This window comes from Lysinibacillus sp. NPDC047702 (genome assembly GCF_050272555.1).
GTDB lineage: Bacteria > Bacillota > Bacilli > Bacillales_A > Planococcaceae > Lysinibacillus.
The window spans coordinates 1-15,464 of the sequence record NZ_JBNNMG010000028.1; the positions used below are offsets into that span (position 1 = coordinate 1).

Consider the following 15,464-nt stretch of genomic DNA (forward strand, 5'->3'; position numbering starts at 1 on the left):
GATTCAACAACAGCCAGAGATTTTACAAGATTACATGCCTTGGTCGAAAAATATCCAAGCCACATGTTCAAAATAGCCAGCTATCTGAAAAAAAAACCAGATAGCGGGCCATTCGTCGTGCGTACCGAGAAGGTGCGCTTTTTTATATTTCGGGCTTACACTTGTAGAATTATATGATTACTCAATAATGAATGGATACACAACCTTATGGGAACCAAAGAGGTTATAAGGTAAAGATAGATATAATAATTTGGAATGTTTGCTGCTCCACTTTTTGAGATATAATTTTAATGACAAATTAAATTATGGAGGAATGCATATGGCAGATATTAAATATGAAATCATTGAAACACTCGCTGTTTTATCAGAGGGGAATAAGGGCTGGAAGAAGGAATTAAATCTAATTAGCTGGAATGGTAGGGAAGCCAAATTTGATATTCGAGATTGGTCAGAGGATCATACGAAAATGGGAAAAGGTGTTACGCTTTCACCCGCTGAAATGAAGATCTTAGCAGAGATACTTACAAAATTATCAACTTCTGGCATATAAACGAAGGAGCCGTGTTGTGCGGCTCCTTTTACCATTTTATTATTACGTTTAACGTACTTGAAGCTGATCTTCTACTAATTTAGTTAGTTGGTTAATAGCTAATTTGTCTGCATAGACCTTCTTTTCTCAGAAATAATAAAAGAGGCTACTTTCTGCATTTTTTTGTTAGAAAAAAGGATGATAATCTTTATTTTTAATTGTCACTTATTCATTTTTGTTTAAAATAACTCAGAAAAGAAGTTTTTCGTTGTATCAACAATTGAATTGAAAGTAGAAGAAATGAAATCAAAAGCTACACTAATTGCCTTTTTTACAGCGTCTATCACACCAACAAAAACATCTACAACTTTATTTATAATGTCTTGTATAAAAGCTCCAACTTTATCAGCAAGGGTAAGGATGATTATTTGCGTTGCAGGATGTTCTTCACCAAAATCCGTCAATGAATCATAAAATTTATTAATCATGTCTTCGGACTTTTTTATTGCTTCCTCTTTTTTCTTACGCATATTCTCAAAAAAATCTGTTTTATTCACTTTATTATTTTCTAATTGTTTAACATTTTCTTTTAAGCCTAATTCTTCTTGTTCATAAAAATTATTAACATTCTGCTGATATTCTTGTGTTAATTTTTGCAATTCATCAGGTGTATCGGATACTGAAGGGGCTTGAAGTCCGATGTATCCTGCTAAAGAAAATTCATTAGTAGACTCTCCTACATAAGCATCTCTTATTTGATTCATAATGCTGCTAAAATTTTTTACTGCAACTGTCATAATATTTCCTCCCTAGTAATTTATTTTCAAACAATATATTTTATAACATAAAAGATAAAAATAGTTGTGATGAGAAGTCTTAATTGTTGATTCAAATTATAGGCGACCATACAATTAAATTAATACGGATTTCCTTGGATTCTAGTGTAGCTCATTGGAAAGTACGTAGACTAAATGGGCTACAATACACACTTTTGGATATAAAAAGACTTGCTTTGCTTAGAGTCTGAATTTGAATACTACTCTATTTTGCAGTATGAATGTTAACTAAACGCTATAATGCAAGTGGAATGTTCCTATGCTATTTGGCTTGTTAGAATGAATGCGAATTTTTAGTGAAGTTTGTGAAAAAGTATTTGTCTTAATAGTCGTTGATATCTTTTGACCCTGATGCTACTGTAAAACTTTTATGTTCAAGATAATTCGTATCTATATACACATCAAAGACTGAGCAGATATTTACTGGACAATATTTTGAATACTCGAATGTCCAGTCTTCGTTCCCATTAAATGTTGCCTTTTCCTCTATATCTCCACTTATACCTTCTTGAGGAACAGGCGTTAAGTTTACTGTATTTTCATTATCTGATAGTTCAGCATACTTTAACGCTGTTTCGCCTAACTTTTTCAAATACTCTTTATACTCTATAAAATACACCTCTTCCTTTTATTGTGAAATTATTTCCTATATATTGTATGTTAAGGCACAATAATCTAATATTCAACGTTAATCTCCACGTTTAAACGTTAAGTATTCTTAACGTCATAGTGTTGAAAAATTAAATAGTCAAGGGACTCTTTGTGAATATTTAGTCAAAATGAAGGTGATTTCCGTTCTAGGCTACTCGCTTTCCTGTGGGCGAGCGACGAGCCGCTTCCTGCGCTGACGCTCCGTGCAGGGTCTCGTCTGTCTCGCTATCCCACGGGAGTCGAGTAGCCTTGCACTTCAATCAGCAATAGTGTAGAACTTTAAATATATTCTTCCCTCAAAAGTAAAGTAAAAGCATGTTACTCACCAACATTAAATGGATAGAATATTGGTACAATTCTACAGCTATTAACCTACATTTTATGCATAAAAAGACTTCAAACTTATCACTATACATTTGTGTGAAATGCCAATAGAAAATACTATGAGCAACGGTTGATTGGAGTGTAGACTGAGTGACTCCTCGGGGATTCAGCGTCACAGATGAGACCCTGGAGCGAGCAGATTAGGGGAACGAAGGCTAAAACCGTCACGTCCTGTGACAACGCCTTCGTGACCAACCTCCTGTTGCCCCAAGCGGCTCATCGGACGCCCCCAGGAAGCTTTGCTCTGTGCGAAAGCGAAGCGACAGCAACAAAGCACTCAGTCGGAACGGAAATCAACCCCTCGTTTTGAAAAAGGGCTATACTTTTTAATTTGTTACCTTGATTTCATTGACATAATAGTATTTCAACAACATGACGTTAAGTATTCTTAACGTAAGAATAAAGCCTTTAATATGAAATTTGCCATTTCTATAGGTTTATTACATACCTAAATGAAAGTATCAAACGGCTAGTGATTTGTATTTTAACAATGTAAAATATGTTTAAGAGTCATCTTCTGTCGATTCAAACGGATTATATGAAGAGGCTCAAATTTCGAGTTAGTTTTAAATATGATGAATGGAGGATACATAGTGGATAATTTTTTTAATCAAATTTCAACTTTTTTAAACATATCATTACCTCAAGAAGTAATGAATGCTTTCGACAATCCAATCTACATGAAGCGCAAGAATGATTTTTTAATACGTTTATTATCCTTTGAAGAAGCAACAGAAATGTATTTATACCTTAATGAAGATATTAATAGTTCAGAAGTTTTCCCATTATGGACAGATAATGATTCCAATTATGTGGGTGTTTACATGTTTGGGTCACTAACAGGCAAAGTTTGCTTTATAAACCATGAGGAAATAGATTTGTCCCCAGTATATCCTAATGTACAAACGTTCATAAAAATCCTATTAGAAAATCATGAAAGTGATTGGTATGAACTTCCGAAATATTACCCCATGTCCAAAGAGCATACTGATGTACTGCTATTAAGGCAGGATGTACAAGCCATTATAGAATTGAAAAACCTTCTTAAAAACCCTGAATTAGATGAAGAAAAAAGAACTCAATATATGTTTTCAATTATGGCTTTAACTCCTTACACACAATTGCATGAAATAATCCCCCTGTTGGAAGACATGGATATGTGGGTACAAGAGAGAGCTGCTGAAATTCTAGGTTTCCATAGATACTTGCCCGCTAGAGAAAAATTAAATTGGGTTAAAGAACACGGGCAATATAACGGGAAAATGGCAGCTGAAATAGCGTTAAGAAGGATAAGAATGGAATTAAAGGGCTAAAACAAAAAGAAGCAATAACATATTAGAGGTTTGTTCTTTATATCTCTACAAAATGCTAATGTTCTTATTGTTATAAAAGAAAGGTTCTGACTAACTACAATCTTTGCAAACATAGCCAATAAAAAAGAGCCTGTATCGATACTTGGTAATTTAAGATACAGGCTTTTAATTTCAATGTTAAGTTGTTGTTACATATATTTAACACTATGGGTTTTTTTATTAAATCTTAATGAAGTATTAAATTATTCTTTTATATAAATTTCGCAATATCTTTTAAAGCTAGGCGAGATGAGCCATAAGCTGGTGCAGCTGCTTTGCCAATAGCGATTAAAACAATTGGAACTAAATGATCTGCTAATTCAAAGTGTTTTGCAAAAGCTTCCTTATTGAAGCCTCCCATTGTAACGGTATCGTAGCCCATGTCTTTAGCTAAAAGCATGATTTGCATAGAAATTAAGCCTGCATCAAAGGTTGCTATATTTTTTAGAATTTCTTTAGGTAGGTTTGGGTAGAGCTTTAGTGAATTTTCAATCATAATATTTTTGGTTGCCTCATCCATATAGCCCTGCTCGAAGTTATTCGTGTAAACTTCCTCAACATTTTTGTACATTTCCATATCACCTAATACAGCAATAATAGCGGAGGCAGTTTCTACTTGCTCCTGGTTATTAGCAATCTGGCGTAATTCTTTTTTTACAGTTGGATCTTGAATCACTAAAAAGCGCCATGGTTGTAAATTACTTGATGATGGGGCTGTTGTTGCCTCCACAAGTAATTCCTCTAACTCTGCTTGTGGGATTTTGAAATTGACCTCATATTTGCGTACCGATTTTCGCTCATGCATTACTTTATTTAAATAACTTTTTGTTATCGTCATTGTTTAAAAAAACCCCTTTTTCCTATGATGAAATTTACTATACGATAGTTTTTTAAAAAATCCAAGTAAGTTGCTCGAATTAGAGTGTTTTAATTTGCGTATTATTTATCAATAGAAATCATAGTAGAATTTGATTACTTACCCATCATAACGGTATACCTCCCATATCTATGTAAAAAGTTACAAAAAAAACATATTTGTCATAGTCTACTCGTTTTATACTAGAGATAACTATAGAACTAAAATAATATGAATGGGTGAAGGTAAATGAAAAAACTATTGGGTAATTTAAGACTTTTTGCGAAAATTGGTATACTTATTCCCATCATCACAATATTTCTAGGTGGCATGTCCTTCTTAAGTTATTTAAAAGCGTCGAATGAACTTGGAAGCTCGATTGAAAATGAGATGTCATTATTAGCTGATGATGTTTCTAATTCTGTTGAAAATAAATTACATGGACATAATCAGCTTATCTATAGTGCTAAATCTGCGATAGAAACTGCAGATAATATGATGTCAAGAGAACAATTTACACGCTTTGTTGAGCAATTACTACCATTAAATAAAGAAACCTATGGAATGGGGCTTTGGCTTGAAAAGGATGCTGCCAATGGAGAAATCTTTGGACCATATGCCTATAAAGATGGAGAAAAAATTGTCTTTACAGATGTTTATCAAGATCCAGCTTATGCCTTCCATCAACAGGAGTGGTACAAAAATAGCTTGCAATCCAGTGACATTATACATACAGAGCCTTTTTTTGATGAAACTTTAGGAGAGATGTTTATTACTTTTGGTATTCAAGTACTAAAGGGGCAAACTCCGATTGGCGTTATCACAGGTGATTATGTTCTTGAATCTATCCAATCCATTGTATCTGAGGTGAAAATACGAGAAAGTGGTTATGCATTTATCATTGATGATAATGGAACATTTTTAACACATCCTGATGTGAAAAAGGTAAATCAAGAAACGGTTCAGAACTATTTAAAAATACCTATCGAACAGTTTGCAGGAGATAATAAGCTGATTCAAACAGCAGTTGATGGAAAAGAATACACATTGCAATATAAACAAATACAAGGAATGCCTTGGAAGCTTATTTTAATTGTTCCGACAACTGAGCTATATAGTGAAGTACAAGCAATGCTATATCAACAAATTATTGTTAGTATTATTCTTATCTGTGTAATATCCGTAATTATTTATTTAATTGCACGTTATATTCGTCAGGAAGTACGTACAATAAATAGCCATTTAGGCAATCTTGCTACAGGTGATTTAACCCAAAGAATGTCGACCAATACAAAGGATGAATTTGGAGAGATGGCACAGTATTATAATGATTCAGTAGATGCATTAGGAACAATGATGGAGCAAATCGTAGCTGAAACAGAAACAGTTGCTTCCACTGCTGAAGAACTAACAGCTAGTGTCCAAGAGGTTAATAAATCCGTCACAGAGGTAGCTGCCTCTATGCAATACGTGGCAGAGAATACGAGCAAGCAACAGACAGTTAGCGATCAACTAACTTCAGTCACATCTGCTTTGGGTGAGGATATGCATTTTGCTGTTAATGCCTTAGACAGTGCCGTTCAGCAATCTACAGCAACCTCTCAGATTGCAACTGGAGGCTCCAAGCAAATTCGTGCCTTTGTAAATGAAATCGCTGAGCTACATACACAGGTAGAAAATAGTGCAAATCTGATAAGTAGCTTAAAAAACCAATCCGTCCAAATCGAAAAGATGAGCGAACTTATTTCATCCATAACAGATCAAACAAATCTATTATCCTTAAATGCAGCGATTGAAGCAGCACGTGCAGGAGAAGCGGGAAAAGGCTTTGCAGTAGTTGCAGGGGAAGTAAAGGCATTGGCAACACAAACAAGCCATGCTTCACAAGATATTGCCACTGTTGTTCGGACAATTCAAGAGCAAATAAATGAGGCTGTTTCGATGATGGAACAAAGCCGTAAAATTGCTCACCATGGCATTGATTCTGTACAGCAGGCTGGTAGCACCTTTGATACAATCAGCAGTGCGATTGAAGACTTAAAACAAACGATCGAAAAGACGAGTATTAATACATCAAATGCCTATGAAAAGCTACATGACATGACTTCGAAGGTTCAAGAAATTAGTCAGCAAGCAATGGCAACCAATGACCATACATTAAATGTATCAGCCATCACAGAGGAGCAGGCTTCTACCATGAATGAAATGGCCGTAGCCTCTGAGCAATTAGCACAACTGGCACAGGATCTTCAGGAGGAAACAGGTAAATTTACTATATAGTACATTGAAAAGACCATCGTCAATTATTAGGACGATGGTCTTTTCAGCTATTGAACGAGTATTATCTAAATTTAAATGCTTCAAAATCTATTTTTATATCGTTATTATGTGATTTCAATTGCTTAGTAAAATGCTTAACCATTTTGTCAGGACCACATAGATAGACTTGGGTATTTGCTGGTACATGATAATTTTCAAATGACAGCCTGTCCATTTGGGTAGAATCAATAAAATTTACTTTAAACTGTTGATTAGTTAATGCATACGTTTGTAAGAAATCTTTATAGATAGCATTGTCTTCCCCTTGGTAAGTGTAAAATAATTCAATAGTATGATTAATAGGCTGTGACTGCAAATAAGATAAAAAAGGAGTAATACCTATGCCACCTGCAATCCAAATTTGTGATTGGGGACCTTTTTCGAAATTTAATTGCCCATATGGTCCATTAAGAGCAACAGCCGTATTTATTTTTATAGAGTGATAAACTTGGTGTGTGAAATCTCCAAGTACCTTTATGGTAACGAAAATTTTTTCACCGTCTCCGCCAGAAATTGAAAAGGGGTGTGGTGCCTTTTCTAGTCCATCTTGAAAAAATTTCATAAAAACAAATTGACCGTATTGATAGGGGATTTTTTTATCAAGTGTTATCTCGAGCTCAATTGCATTCAAGCCCATTTGTTGTATTCCAGTAATTTTACCTGTGTATTTAAAAAACATATCCTGATACATTGTTAGCATATATAATGCCGACATAAATCCTATAGTCGTCATAATGGCAGTGAAAATGCCTAAGGGTGTAGGTTGAAGTAAATCGTATTTACTTGAAAAGTATGCATGATATATTCCGAAAGTATAGGGAATGAGCATGAATCGATGAATAATCCGCCAGTGTTCATATTTTAGGAATTTTGCAAGAAAGGCTATTAAAATAAGAGCAATAAAGCCATATTGACCAAGCTCTCCTAGCTCTTTTGAAAATTCACTAAAAGAAGTTTCAAATTCTTTATCCATTTCTGGAACCATCTCTTGTAGCTGTCCGTGTAAAATCACTAATGCTAGTGAAATAATAGCGACATATTTATGATAACGATAGACATTTTCTAGACCATGAAACCATCGATCTAAAATCTTCATTCTAGTTGATAATAAAAAAACAAGAAAGAATCCTGTAATTGCCAGGCCTCCAATCATGTGACTAAGCTTATCCAAAGAATGAAGTGGTTCTACAGGTGTAGCAAAAAACCAAAGTAAAGCGCTTGCTCCCATAATAAGTATAATAAATGTAATACCTCTAATTGATTTCATAAATAACCTCCAATCCTTATTTTTATCGAAAATCATCCTATATATACAATAAGTTCCTGAAACGGTTCTGAAAAAGAAGTTCTTGGAACACTTACAGTTTTATTTCTTTCCAACCTGAAATAAAAGGGGAGTGTACGTTCGGAATATATGTTCCCTTTTTGGGGAAGATGTGTTAAATTAAGGAGGACATATTATAAAAGACATGAGAGGGGAGTCCTATGCAAGGGAATACTCATATTGTTGGGGGCATTACTGCTAGCCTAGCCTTTGCACAAATTTCGAATGATAATCCGCTCATTTTAGTAGGGGCAGGTATTATCGGTGCATTACTTCCAGATATATGCCATAGCGGCAGCAAAATCGGGAGAAAGTTTCCCATTATTTCAAAAATGGTTAATAAGTTGTTTGGACATCGTTCCTTTACACATAGTTTACTTTTTTTAATTTTAATGGTGATGGTGCTACATACTTTAATTCCTTTTAAAGCGATTTCAGAGGGGATTTTATTAGGAATGGCAAGTCATATTTTTCTGGATATGGGGACAAAAAAGGGTGTTAAATTGTTTTTCCCAGTATCTATTTCTGTCCGTTTCCCACTAACAACCAAAACAGGCAGTAAAGTTGAAAAAATAGTATTTATGTTGTTAACGATGCTTTCTGTGTATTTTAGTTATGAAATTATTCTAAAATTTATAGGTACTATCTAAGTAAACACATGGATATGAAAATGCTCCTATTATTAAACATCTGTTTAATAATGGGGGCATATATTAATTTATCATCTTCGTCTGTTTATTTGAGAGGATTTTGTTTCATGATAAAGTTGTTTAAAGGGTTGGTTGCATTATTCCAATCACGGACCATTTAATGGAGTACAGGGTAGGAATATTTTGTGGGGAAGTCGAAGTTGTTTTATCGAATAGCAACTACGGTATCAAGTATTTGAAACTATTTGAAACTATTTGAACATGATGGCATTCACGAAATAAGGTTCGCGAATATTCCAATAGTAAAGGGTTAATGAAGTGTTGTGCGTTAGCAAAATGTATATGACATACCAGAAAACCCAATTTCATATTTTTCTATACTGTGACAAGGTGTTTATTGTTTGGAAGGAATTTGTAACTTTTTAATAGAATAATTATTGAAGATAATCAGATAATAAATTTTACACATAAGGAGATAAGACTATGGCAAAAAACAAATTACTAAGAATGGACAATGTCGGAATCGTTGTAGAATCCCTTGATGACGCAATTTCTTTCTTTGAGGAGATTGGTTTGAACCTCGAAGGGCGAGCCACTGTCGAAGGTGAATGGGCTGGTCGCGTAACCGGATTGGGTTCTCAGTGCGTAGAAATTGCTATGATGGTTACTCCAGATGGTCACAGCCGACTTGAACTTTCGCGATTTCTCACCCCACCTACAATATCAGATTACCGGACAGCTCCTGTAAACACCCTCGGTTATCTACGCGTTATGTTTGCCGTTGAAGACATTGACGAAATGGTATCCAGACTCACTAAGTATGGTGCTCAGCTCGTTGGCGAAGTGGTTCAGTACGAAGACTCGTATCGGCTCTGTTACATTCGTGGAATCGAAGGACTTCTAATCGGTCTGGCAGAACAACTCGGTAACAAATAAGTAAGTGACGTTTTAAGCCTTTACTGAAATCTACATTACCGAAGTAAAATATTTGAAGAAAATACTTATTCAATAAAAGTGCGCATTGCATAAAATTAGGTTTTAAACGACTTTATTTTTACACCGTCCACAAATGTGGACGGTATAATGCGTTATTTAGCTTCAAAATTAAACAACATTATTGTCATTACTCAGATTTTTCTCCAAACCTTAAGTTAAGACAGCTGCTTTAGTCAGCCTGTACCTCTTCTACCGTTTTTTCGACTTCTGCTCGTGTCATTTTTTCGCGACCATCCTTCATCGCCTTCAAAGTTTTATGAGCAAGTGCTAGTGGTAAACGACAGAATAAAAGTACTGTACGTTTGTTGATATCCTTCATATAAAGATCAGCTTTCGCAAGGTTTTCCTCTGCGTATGCAAATAATTCCTCACGTGTCCAGCCATCAGGAACGAAGCTTACCCCACGCTCATCCATATCTTCATGCTGATTACGTAAAATATTCACAGCTTGGAGACCACGTCCGTAGCCAATTGCTAAATCGCGATCTGTTTGAATGTCTGCACCCCACGCCCAAAGCTCAGACAACATTGTGCCAACAAGCCCTGCCACGTAGTATGTATAATCATCTAAATCCTCACGCGTGTGCACTTGCCAGTTTGCTTTTGCCCATTTGGCCATCCCAAAAGACATCTCACTCGTTGATGCTTGGACAATTTTTCGTGAGCCTTCAGGGCAGAAAGTAAGCCAGTCTGCTAAACGAAGAGATACTTCAGGTAGTTGATCTGCATATGGTGCTAATAATGCTTCGTATGCCTCGGCATCAAATGTTTCCTTTAATAATTCACTTGTTCCCGTTAGTAAATCAAATTTTACATCATTTGAAAGCATTTCATGGTCTTCAATTTCATCAATAGCACGCATAGCTAAATAGGCGGCTGCCACTGACATTTTCAAATCGTTTTTTAAAAAAGTAATCGGTATATAAAAAGTGCGGCTAGTTTCCTTTAAAACCTGCATCGCTTCTTTATAAAGTGTCTTTTGATCTTTCACTACAATTCCTCCGTTCACATGGTCACACATCTATAGTATATCGTATCGCAAAAGTGAGGAAAGATAAAACAGATTGTTTAATTTCTAGTCATATTCTTTGAAAACGCTTTAAAAAGATGATAAAGTTTAATGGTAAACTATTTAGTTCTATACCATAGTTTTTCAAAATACTGGTTGGACTTTTGCGATACAAAATATGACATAGAGGGAGTTTTATTTATGGGACGCTTAGATAACAAAATTGCAATTATTACAGGTGGTGCATCAGGTATGGGTGCTGCAATGGCAAAATTGTTTGCGGAAGAAGGAGCTATAGTTATTGCTGCTGATATTAACGAAGAAAACCTAGCAAAAATTTCTGAGCTAGAGCATGTAGAGGGAATGAAATTAGATGTTTCTTCTGATGAAAACTGGGCAGAGGTAACGAAAGCAGTCATCGACAAATATGGTCGTATTGATATTTTAATTAATAATGCTGGTATCTCATCTGAAAAAGGTCCTGACCAAATTTCACAAACAGACTGGACAATTATGCATAATATCAATGCTTTCGGTCCATTCTTAGGGATTAAACATACTTCCAACTATATGAAAGAAGCAGGAAAAGGTTCTATTGTTAATACATCTTCCTACACAGCAATTATTGGTGCAGGCATGAATGCTTATACAGCATCTAAAGGATCACTACGTGCATTTGCTCGTGCAGCAGCGGCTGAATTAGGAGCCTTTAATATACGTGTAAATACCGTTTTCCCAGGTGTTATCGAAACGCCAATGACAGCTAAATTATCTGAAGCAAAAGAAGCGATGGATATGCTTGTACGAGCTACACCAATGGGCAGACTTGGAAGACCAGAAGAAGTTGCTAACGCTATTTTGTTCCTTGCATCAGATGAGGCATCCTATATTACAGGTGCTGAACTAGTTATAGATGGCGGGTACTCTGCTCGTTAATAATAAATGAAAAAAGAAAGTGGAAATGTGTGTTCATTCATGCATTTTCACTTTTTTTGTTCTTTTAATAAAAAAATGATAAAGTAATAAAAATGCTTTCGCAATAAAGGTGAAAAATAGAAGTATTTTGATATTTTTCGTGTTTTTTTCATGAAAGTTTGCTAAGTTATTGCACAATCATTTCAACAGCGTTAAAGTTTAGAAAGGGCAAATAAACAATTACGTGGGACAAGAATGGTAACTGTAATTTTTGCTGACAGTATTATATAGAAGATACGTCGGGATTTTGACACAATAACTCCTTGCAAAATCCATGACAACAGTGGGGGCATGAACTTTATTCAGCAGGCATTTAAACGCATCCTGAATAAAAGCAAAATCTAGTATATATCTCACCCGTTTAAATAGAGATTGTACTGAATAAAGTTAAAGGAGAATGGTATGCCAAAGGCTATAGGTATTGATGCAGGTGGCACATTGACAAAAGTTGCTTATTTAGATGAGCACAATGAGCTTGTTTTATCAACTTTTCCGTCAAATGATTTGCTGGCTGTAAAGGATTGGATTATTAATCATCCAGATATTGAGGATATTGGTGTTACGGGAGGACGTACGGAGCAATTACTGGAAGTCATAAAGGCAATGAAATCAATCCATTATATAGTAGAATTTGAAGCTACATTGAAGGGTGTTCGATTTTTGCTACATAAAGAAGGCTATTTCTTTGAGCGTAGTATGATCACGAATATTGGTACTGGTACTTCAATTCATTATATGGAAGGCAATACGCATATTCGTGTTGGGGGAACAGGAATAGGCGGTGGAACACTAATTGGATTGTCAGCGCTTACAACGGGTATTACAGATTACAATGAAATAAGAGAAATGGGTTCTAATGGTAATAGGGAGTCTATTGATTTGCTAGTCAAAGACATCTATCAAGGGATGGATACGCCTATTGATGGACATTTAACAGCTAGTAATTTTGGGAAGGTCGGTATTACAAAATTTGTCAATCATCCAGCAGAAGATATTATTGCTACTGTACAAGGACTTGTAGGAGAGGTGATTACGACACTTAGTATTCAATATGCTGAGGAAAAAAATACACAACATATTGTTTATATTGGCTCTACCTTGAGCAATAACGATCATCTTACACGTGTAATTGCCAATTATACACGTACAAAAAAGCATACACCCATTTTTATAAATGACCACGGTTTTTCTGGGGCAGTTGGAGCTTTGCTAAATATATCTGAATATACAATTGTCTAAAGGACAAATAAGAATGTACATTACTAATGGTGATTGGTGATGTACATTTTTTTATCTGTTTTCTGTAGCCAAAGCAAAGCAGCAGCTACAATTACCAAGGTGAAATTGATATATATATACCCTGCCATTGAAGTTTTCCCCAAAGCATAAATCCTTCATTCCTGAGCACATTACAGGTAGGAGGTGAATATCTGTGGGCAATAAAAACAGTAAAAAAACGATGAATGTTAGAACGCATAACCCTTTCGGTACCTACAAAAGCAAAGACCTCGATAGAAGTAATAGTAATAACAATAATCCTAATGACAACCTGAATGAAGAATTGTCAGCTGAGTTTGATGCAAAGGCTAAAAATAAAGATAATAAGACAAACCATGATAAAAATCAGCAATCCAATAAAAAGAAATAACTAAATGTGGAGGGGTTAGAAATGGCAAAGAAAAATAAAACAAGCTTTAAAAAGAAAAAGAAAGAAGATGTCCATAAAAAGAATGACCGGGAAGAATACTCAGCAGAATTTAATCAGGTTATTCATAATAATCCTCAACAACCTAAACAATAATCAAAAAAAAATGCTCCTTAAGTAATTTTGCTTTTGGAGCACTTATTTTTTGCTTTGTCTAACAGTTTATACACCAAAGGGGGAAATTAAATTGAAAAAATTTTGTCTATCAATTGGAATTTTTCTTATATTTCTTACTTCGCAATTACATATTCCAACGGCTGTTTTTGCCCAACAAGAAGATCCAGCCTATGCAAAGTGGAGTATAGTAGCGATAAAAGAGGTGAGAATTAAATATCCACTAGCTAAGATAGTGGACTATTTGTATGAGGGAAGAGAGATTCAAGGGGATACAACAATAGAAAAATTTAAGCTATGGCTGAAACAAAATGATAAGGAATTTGGGGTCTATGTAAAAATTCAATATGTTACAAAGACGAATAAGTTAGAAAACATCGAGTTACAGGAAGCTGCCTCATAATGCTTAAAGTTAAAGGATGCCTAGCGCATAAGGCATCCTTTTTACTGCCCTTATTGTTCTAATTTATGAATAAATTCACGCATTAATCCAGGTAGATCTGGCCATGCATGACCACTGACTAAATTGCCATCAGTATGAAGATTTGCATCAATATAAGTGCCTCCTGCTACCTGAACCTCTGGCTTACAGGCAATGTAAGCTGTGAGCTCACGATCTTTTAGCACCTCTGGAATGGTTGCAAAAATTTGCGCTGCGTGACAGACAGCGGCAATTGGTTTATTGGCTTCAAAGAAATGGCTTACTAGTGCTGGAACATACTCATTTAAACGAATATATTCTGGTGCTCGACCACCAGGAATAATGAGTCCGTCAAATTGTGCTGGATCAACATCAGCGAACGATGAGTGTGCCTCTAAGCCATATGCTGTACGCTCGATATATGTATCGACCCCATCCACAAAATCGTGCAATACAGTTTGTAGCTTCTTTGCTGAGGGTGCTGCAATCGTCACATCATAGCCGGCCTCTAAGCAGCGGTAATAAGGATAAAAAATTTCCAACGCCTCTACAGCATCACCTGCGATTATTAATACTTTTTTCCCCATACTTTCATCTCCTTTTATTGTGATTTACTAGCTAAATTCGACACTTTCAAAAAATTCCCTGCTGATATTTTAGAAAAGCTGAAAGAAATAGGTATTCATAAGTAATTGCAAATTGCTGAATGCATTGCATAACGTTCAAACAACCTACTTTACAATGAAAAAAATGAAGCGTATAGTATTTATTTAGCTAGGTAAATAAATTAGTATTTAAGCAATGAAGATTTCTTGCTTCTGATCTTCACTAATTGGACATTACACCTAACTTCATTGCTTTCGCTGAGTTTTGAGGAACCTTGTATATTGATACAGATAAATTACTGCCCGTTAATGAGGGATAAATGAGGAGGTCACAAATTGAATCCGATATTCCATGCCTTATTCCAAAAAAGTCGTTATTTAACGAACTGTTTAAACGAAGTACTGAAACAGCATAATTTGTATAGCTCACAGTGGACGATTTTATACTGCTTACATACTCACGGTCCAATGACATTAACGCAAATTTGGAAATATTTAAATGTTGAGGCTCCAAGTATTACAAGGGCAATTACTCGACTTGAAACGTTAGGTTGGGTACAAAGAATAGACGGTGAAGATAAGAGGGAAAAGATTGTTACTCTCTCACCTGAAGCGGAGAAGCGTTTGCCCGCTATTACAGATACTATAGTAGCGTTTGAGGAAGAAATGGTAGGATCACTTACTGTTGAAGAACAACAGCAATTTATAAGTCTATTGGAAAAAATGAAAGGTTGATTG

Annotated in this window: 17 protein-coding genes; 11 read left to right on the forward strand and 6 right to left on the reverse strand. The window is 35.3% G+C overall.

The genetic code is table 11. The annotated features are described in order from the left end of the window. The first annotated feature begins 319 nt into the window (after positions 1 to 319). Positions 320 to 550, forward strand: coding sequence for a YdbC family protein (locus ACQKIM_RS14310; RefSeq protein WP_427545012.1), 231 nt, complete (start codon positions 320 to 322; stop codon positions 548 to 550). A gap of 218 nt (positions 551 to 768) precedes the next feature. On the opposite strand, the gene ACQKIM_RS14315 is transcribed toward ACQKIM_RS14310, so the two are convergent. Both ACQKIM_RS14315 and ACQKIM_RS14320 read right to left on the reverse strand, forming a co-directional pair. Next, positions 769 to 1,326, reverse strand: coding sequence for a hypothetical protein (locus ACQKIM_RS14315; RefSeq protein WP_427545014.1), 558 nt, complete (start codon positions 1,324 to 1,326; stop codon positions 769 to 771). 361 nt (positions 1,327 to 1,687) lie between these two features. After that, a complete protein-coding gene (locus ACQKIM_RS14320; RefSeq protein WP_427545016.1) occupies positions 1,688 to 1,957 on the reverse strand; it encodes a hypothetical protein in 270 nt (89 codons plus the stop codon). A gap of 1,036 nt (positions 1,958 to 2,993) precedes the next feature. On the opposite strand from ACQKIM_RS14320, the gene ACQKIM_RS14325 reads away from it, so the two are divergent. Beyond that, the gene (locus ACQKIM_RS14325) at positions 2,994 to 3,713 is read left to right on the forward strand and encodes a hypothetical protein (protein ID WP_427545018.1); all 720 of its coding nucleotides are present in this window, start codon (positions 2,994 to 2,996) and stop codon (positions 3,711 to 3,713) included. Positions 3,714 to 3,963: 250 nt separating this feature from the next. Here ACQKIM_RS14325 and ACQKIM_RS14330 read toward each other — a convergent pair whose 3' ends face one another. Beyond that, a complete protein-coding gene (locus tag ACQKIM_RS14330; RefSeq protein WP_427545020.1) occupies positions 3,964 to 4,590 on the reverse strand; it encodes a nitroreductase family protein in 627 nt (208 codons plus the stop codon). Between the two features lie 267 nt (positions 4,591 to 4,857). On the opposite strand from ACQKIM_RS14330, the gene ACQKIM_RS14335 reads away from it, so the two are divergent. After that, positions 4,858 to 6,888, forward strand: a complete 2,031-nt coding sequence (locus ACQKIM_RS14335) for a methyl-accepting chemotaxis protein (protein ID WP_427545022.1) — start codon at positions 4,858 to 4,860, stop codon at positions 6,886 to 6,888. Positions 6,889 to 6,949: 61 nt separating this feature from the next. On the opposite strand, the gene ACQKIM_RS14340 is transcribed toward ACQKIM_RS14335, so the two are convergent. After that, on the reverse strand, positions 6,950 to 8,194 hold the full coding sequence (locus ACQKIM_RS14340; protein ID WP_427545024.1) for a ferredoxin reductase family protein: 1,245 nt from the start codon (positions 8,192 to 8,194) through the stop codon (positions 6,950 to 6,952). A gap of 218 nt (positions 8,195 to 8,412) precedes the next feature. On the opposite strand from ACQKIM_RS14340, the gene ACQKIM_RS14345 reads away from it, so the two are divergent. Beyond that, complete coding sequence (locus ACQKIM_RS14345) at positions 8,413 to 8,901, forward strand: metal-dependent hydrolase (RefSeq protein WP_427545025.1); 489 nt, start codon at positions 8,413 to 8,415, stop codon at positions 8,899 to 8,901. Positions 8,902 to 9,384: 483 nt separating this feature from the next. Next, positions 9,385 to 9,837, forward strand: a complete 453-nt coding sequence (locus tag ACQKIM_RS14350; protein ID WP_427545027.1) for a VOC family protein — start codon at positions 9,385 to 9,387, stop codon at positions 9,835 to 9,837. Positions 9,838 to 10,066: 229 nt separating this feature from the next. Here the strand turns inward: ACQKIM_RS14350 and ACQKIM_RS14355 are convergent, their stop codons facing one another. Beyond that, a complete protein-coding gene (locus ACQKIM_RS14355; RefSeq protein ID WP_427545029.1) occupies positions 10,067 to 10,888 on the reverse strand; it encodes a squalene/phytoene synthase family protein in 822 nt (273 codons plus the stop codon). Between the two features lie 219 nt (positions 10,889 to 11,107). Between ACQKIM_RS14355 and ACQKIM_RS14360 the strand changes: the two genes are divergently transcribed. The 5 genes from ACQKIM_RS14360 (at position 11,108) to ACQKIM_RS14380 (ending at position 14,103) form a co-directional block, all read left to right on the forward strand. Continuing rightward, positions 11,108 to 11,842 carry an SDR family NAD(P)-dependent oxidoreductase gene (locus tag ACQKIM_RS14360; protein WP_427545031.1) on the forward strand — a complete coding sequence of 245 codons (735 nt, stop codon included), beginning with the start codon at positions 11,108 to 11,110 and terminating at the stop codon, positions 11,840 to 11,842. Positions 11,843 to 12,283: 441 nt separating this feature from the next. Next, complete coding sequence (coaW, locus tag ACQKIM_RS14365) at positions 12,284 to 13,120, forward strand: type II pantothenate kinase (RefSeq protein ID WP_427545033.1); 837 nt, start codon at positions 12,284 to 12,286, stop codon at positions 13,118 to 13,120. Between the two features lie 220 nt (positions 13,121 to 13,340). Next, entirely contained in the window at positions 13,341 to 13,529 is a 189-nt protein-coding gene (locus ACQKIM_RS14370; RefSeq protein ID WP_427545117.1) for a hypothetical protein, read from the forward strand. 21 nt (positions 13,530 to 13,550) lie between these two features. Continuing rightward, positions 13,551 to 13,682, forward strand: a complete 132-nt coding sequence (locus tag ACQKIM_RS14375; protein WP_283871775.1) for a hypothetical protein — start codon at positions 13,551 to 13,553, stop codon at positions 13,680 to 13,682. 91 nt (positions 13,683 to 13,773) lie between these two features. Continuing rightward, positions 13,774 to 14,103, forward strand: a complete 330-nt coding sequence (locus ACQKIM_RS14380) for a DUF3889 domain-containing protein (protein ID WP_427545035.1) — start codon at positions 13,774 to 13,776, stop codon at positions 14,101 to 14,103. Positions 14,104 to 14,153: 50 nt separating this feature from the next. Here the strand turns inward: ACQKIM_RS14380 and ACQKIM_RS14385 are convergent, their stop codons facing one another. Beyond that, positions 14,154 to 14,708 (reverse strand): DJ-1/PfpI family protein, encoded by a 555-nt coding sequence (locus tag ACQKIM_RS14385; RefSeq protein WP_427545037.1) that lies wholly within the window; start codon positions 14,706 to 14,708, stop codon positions 14,154 to 14,156. Between the two features lie 354 nt (positions 14,709 to 15,062). Here ACQKIM_RS14385 and ACQKIM_RS14390 point away from each other — a divergent pair, with 354 nt between their 5' ends. Continuing rightward, entirely contained in the window at positions 15,063 to 15,461 is a 399-nt protein-coding gene (locus ACQKIM_RS14390; protein WP_427545039.1) for a MarR family winged helix-turn-helix transcriptional regulator, read from the forward strand. The last annotated feature ends 3 nt before the right edge of the window (positions 15,462 to 15,464 follow it).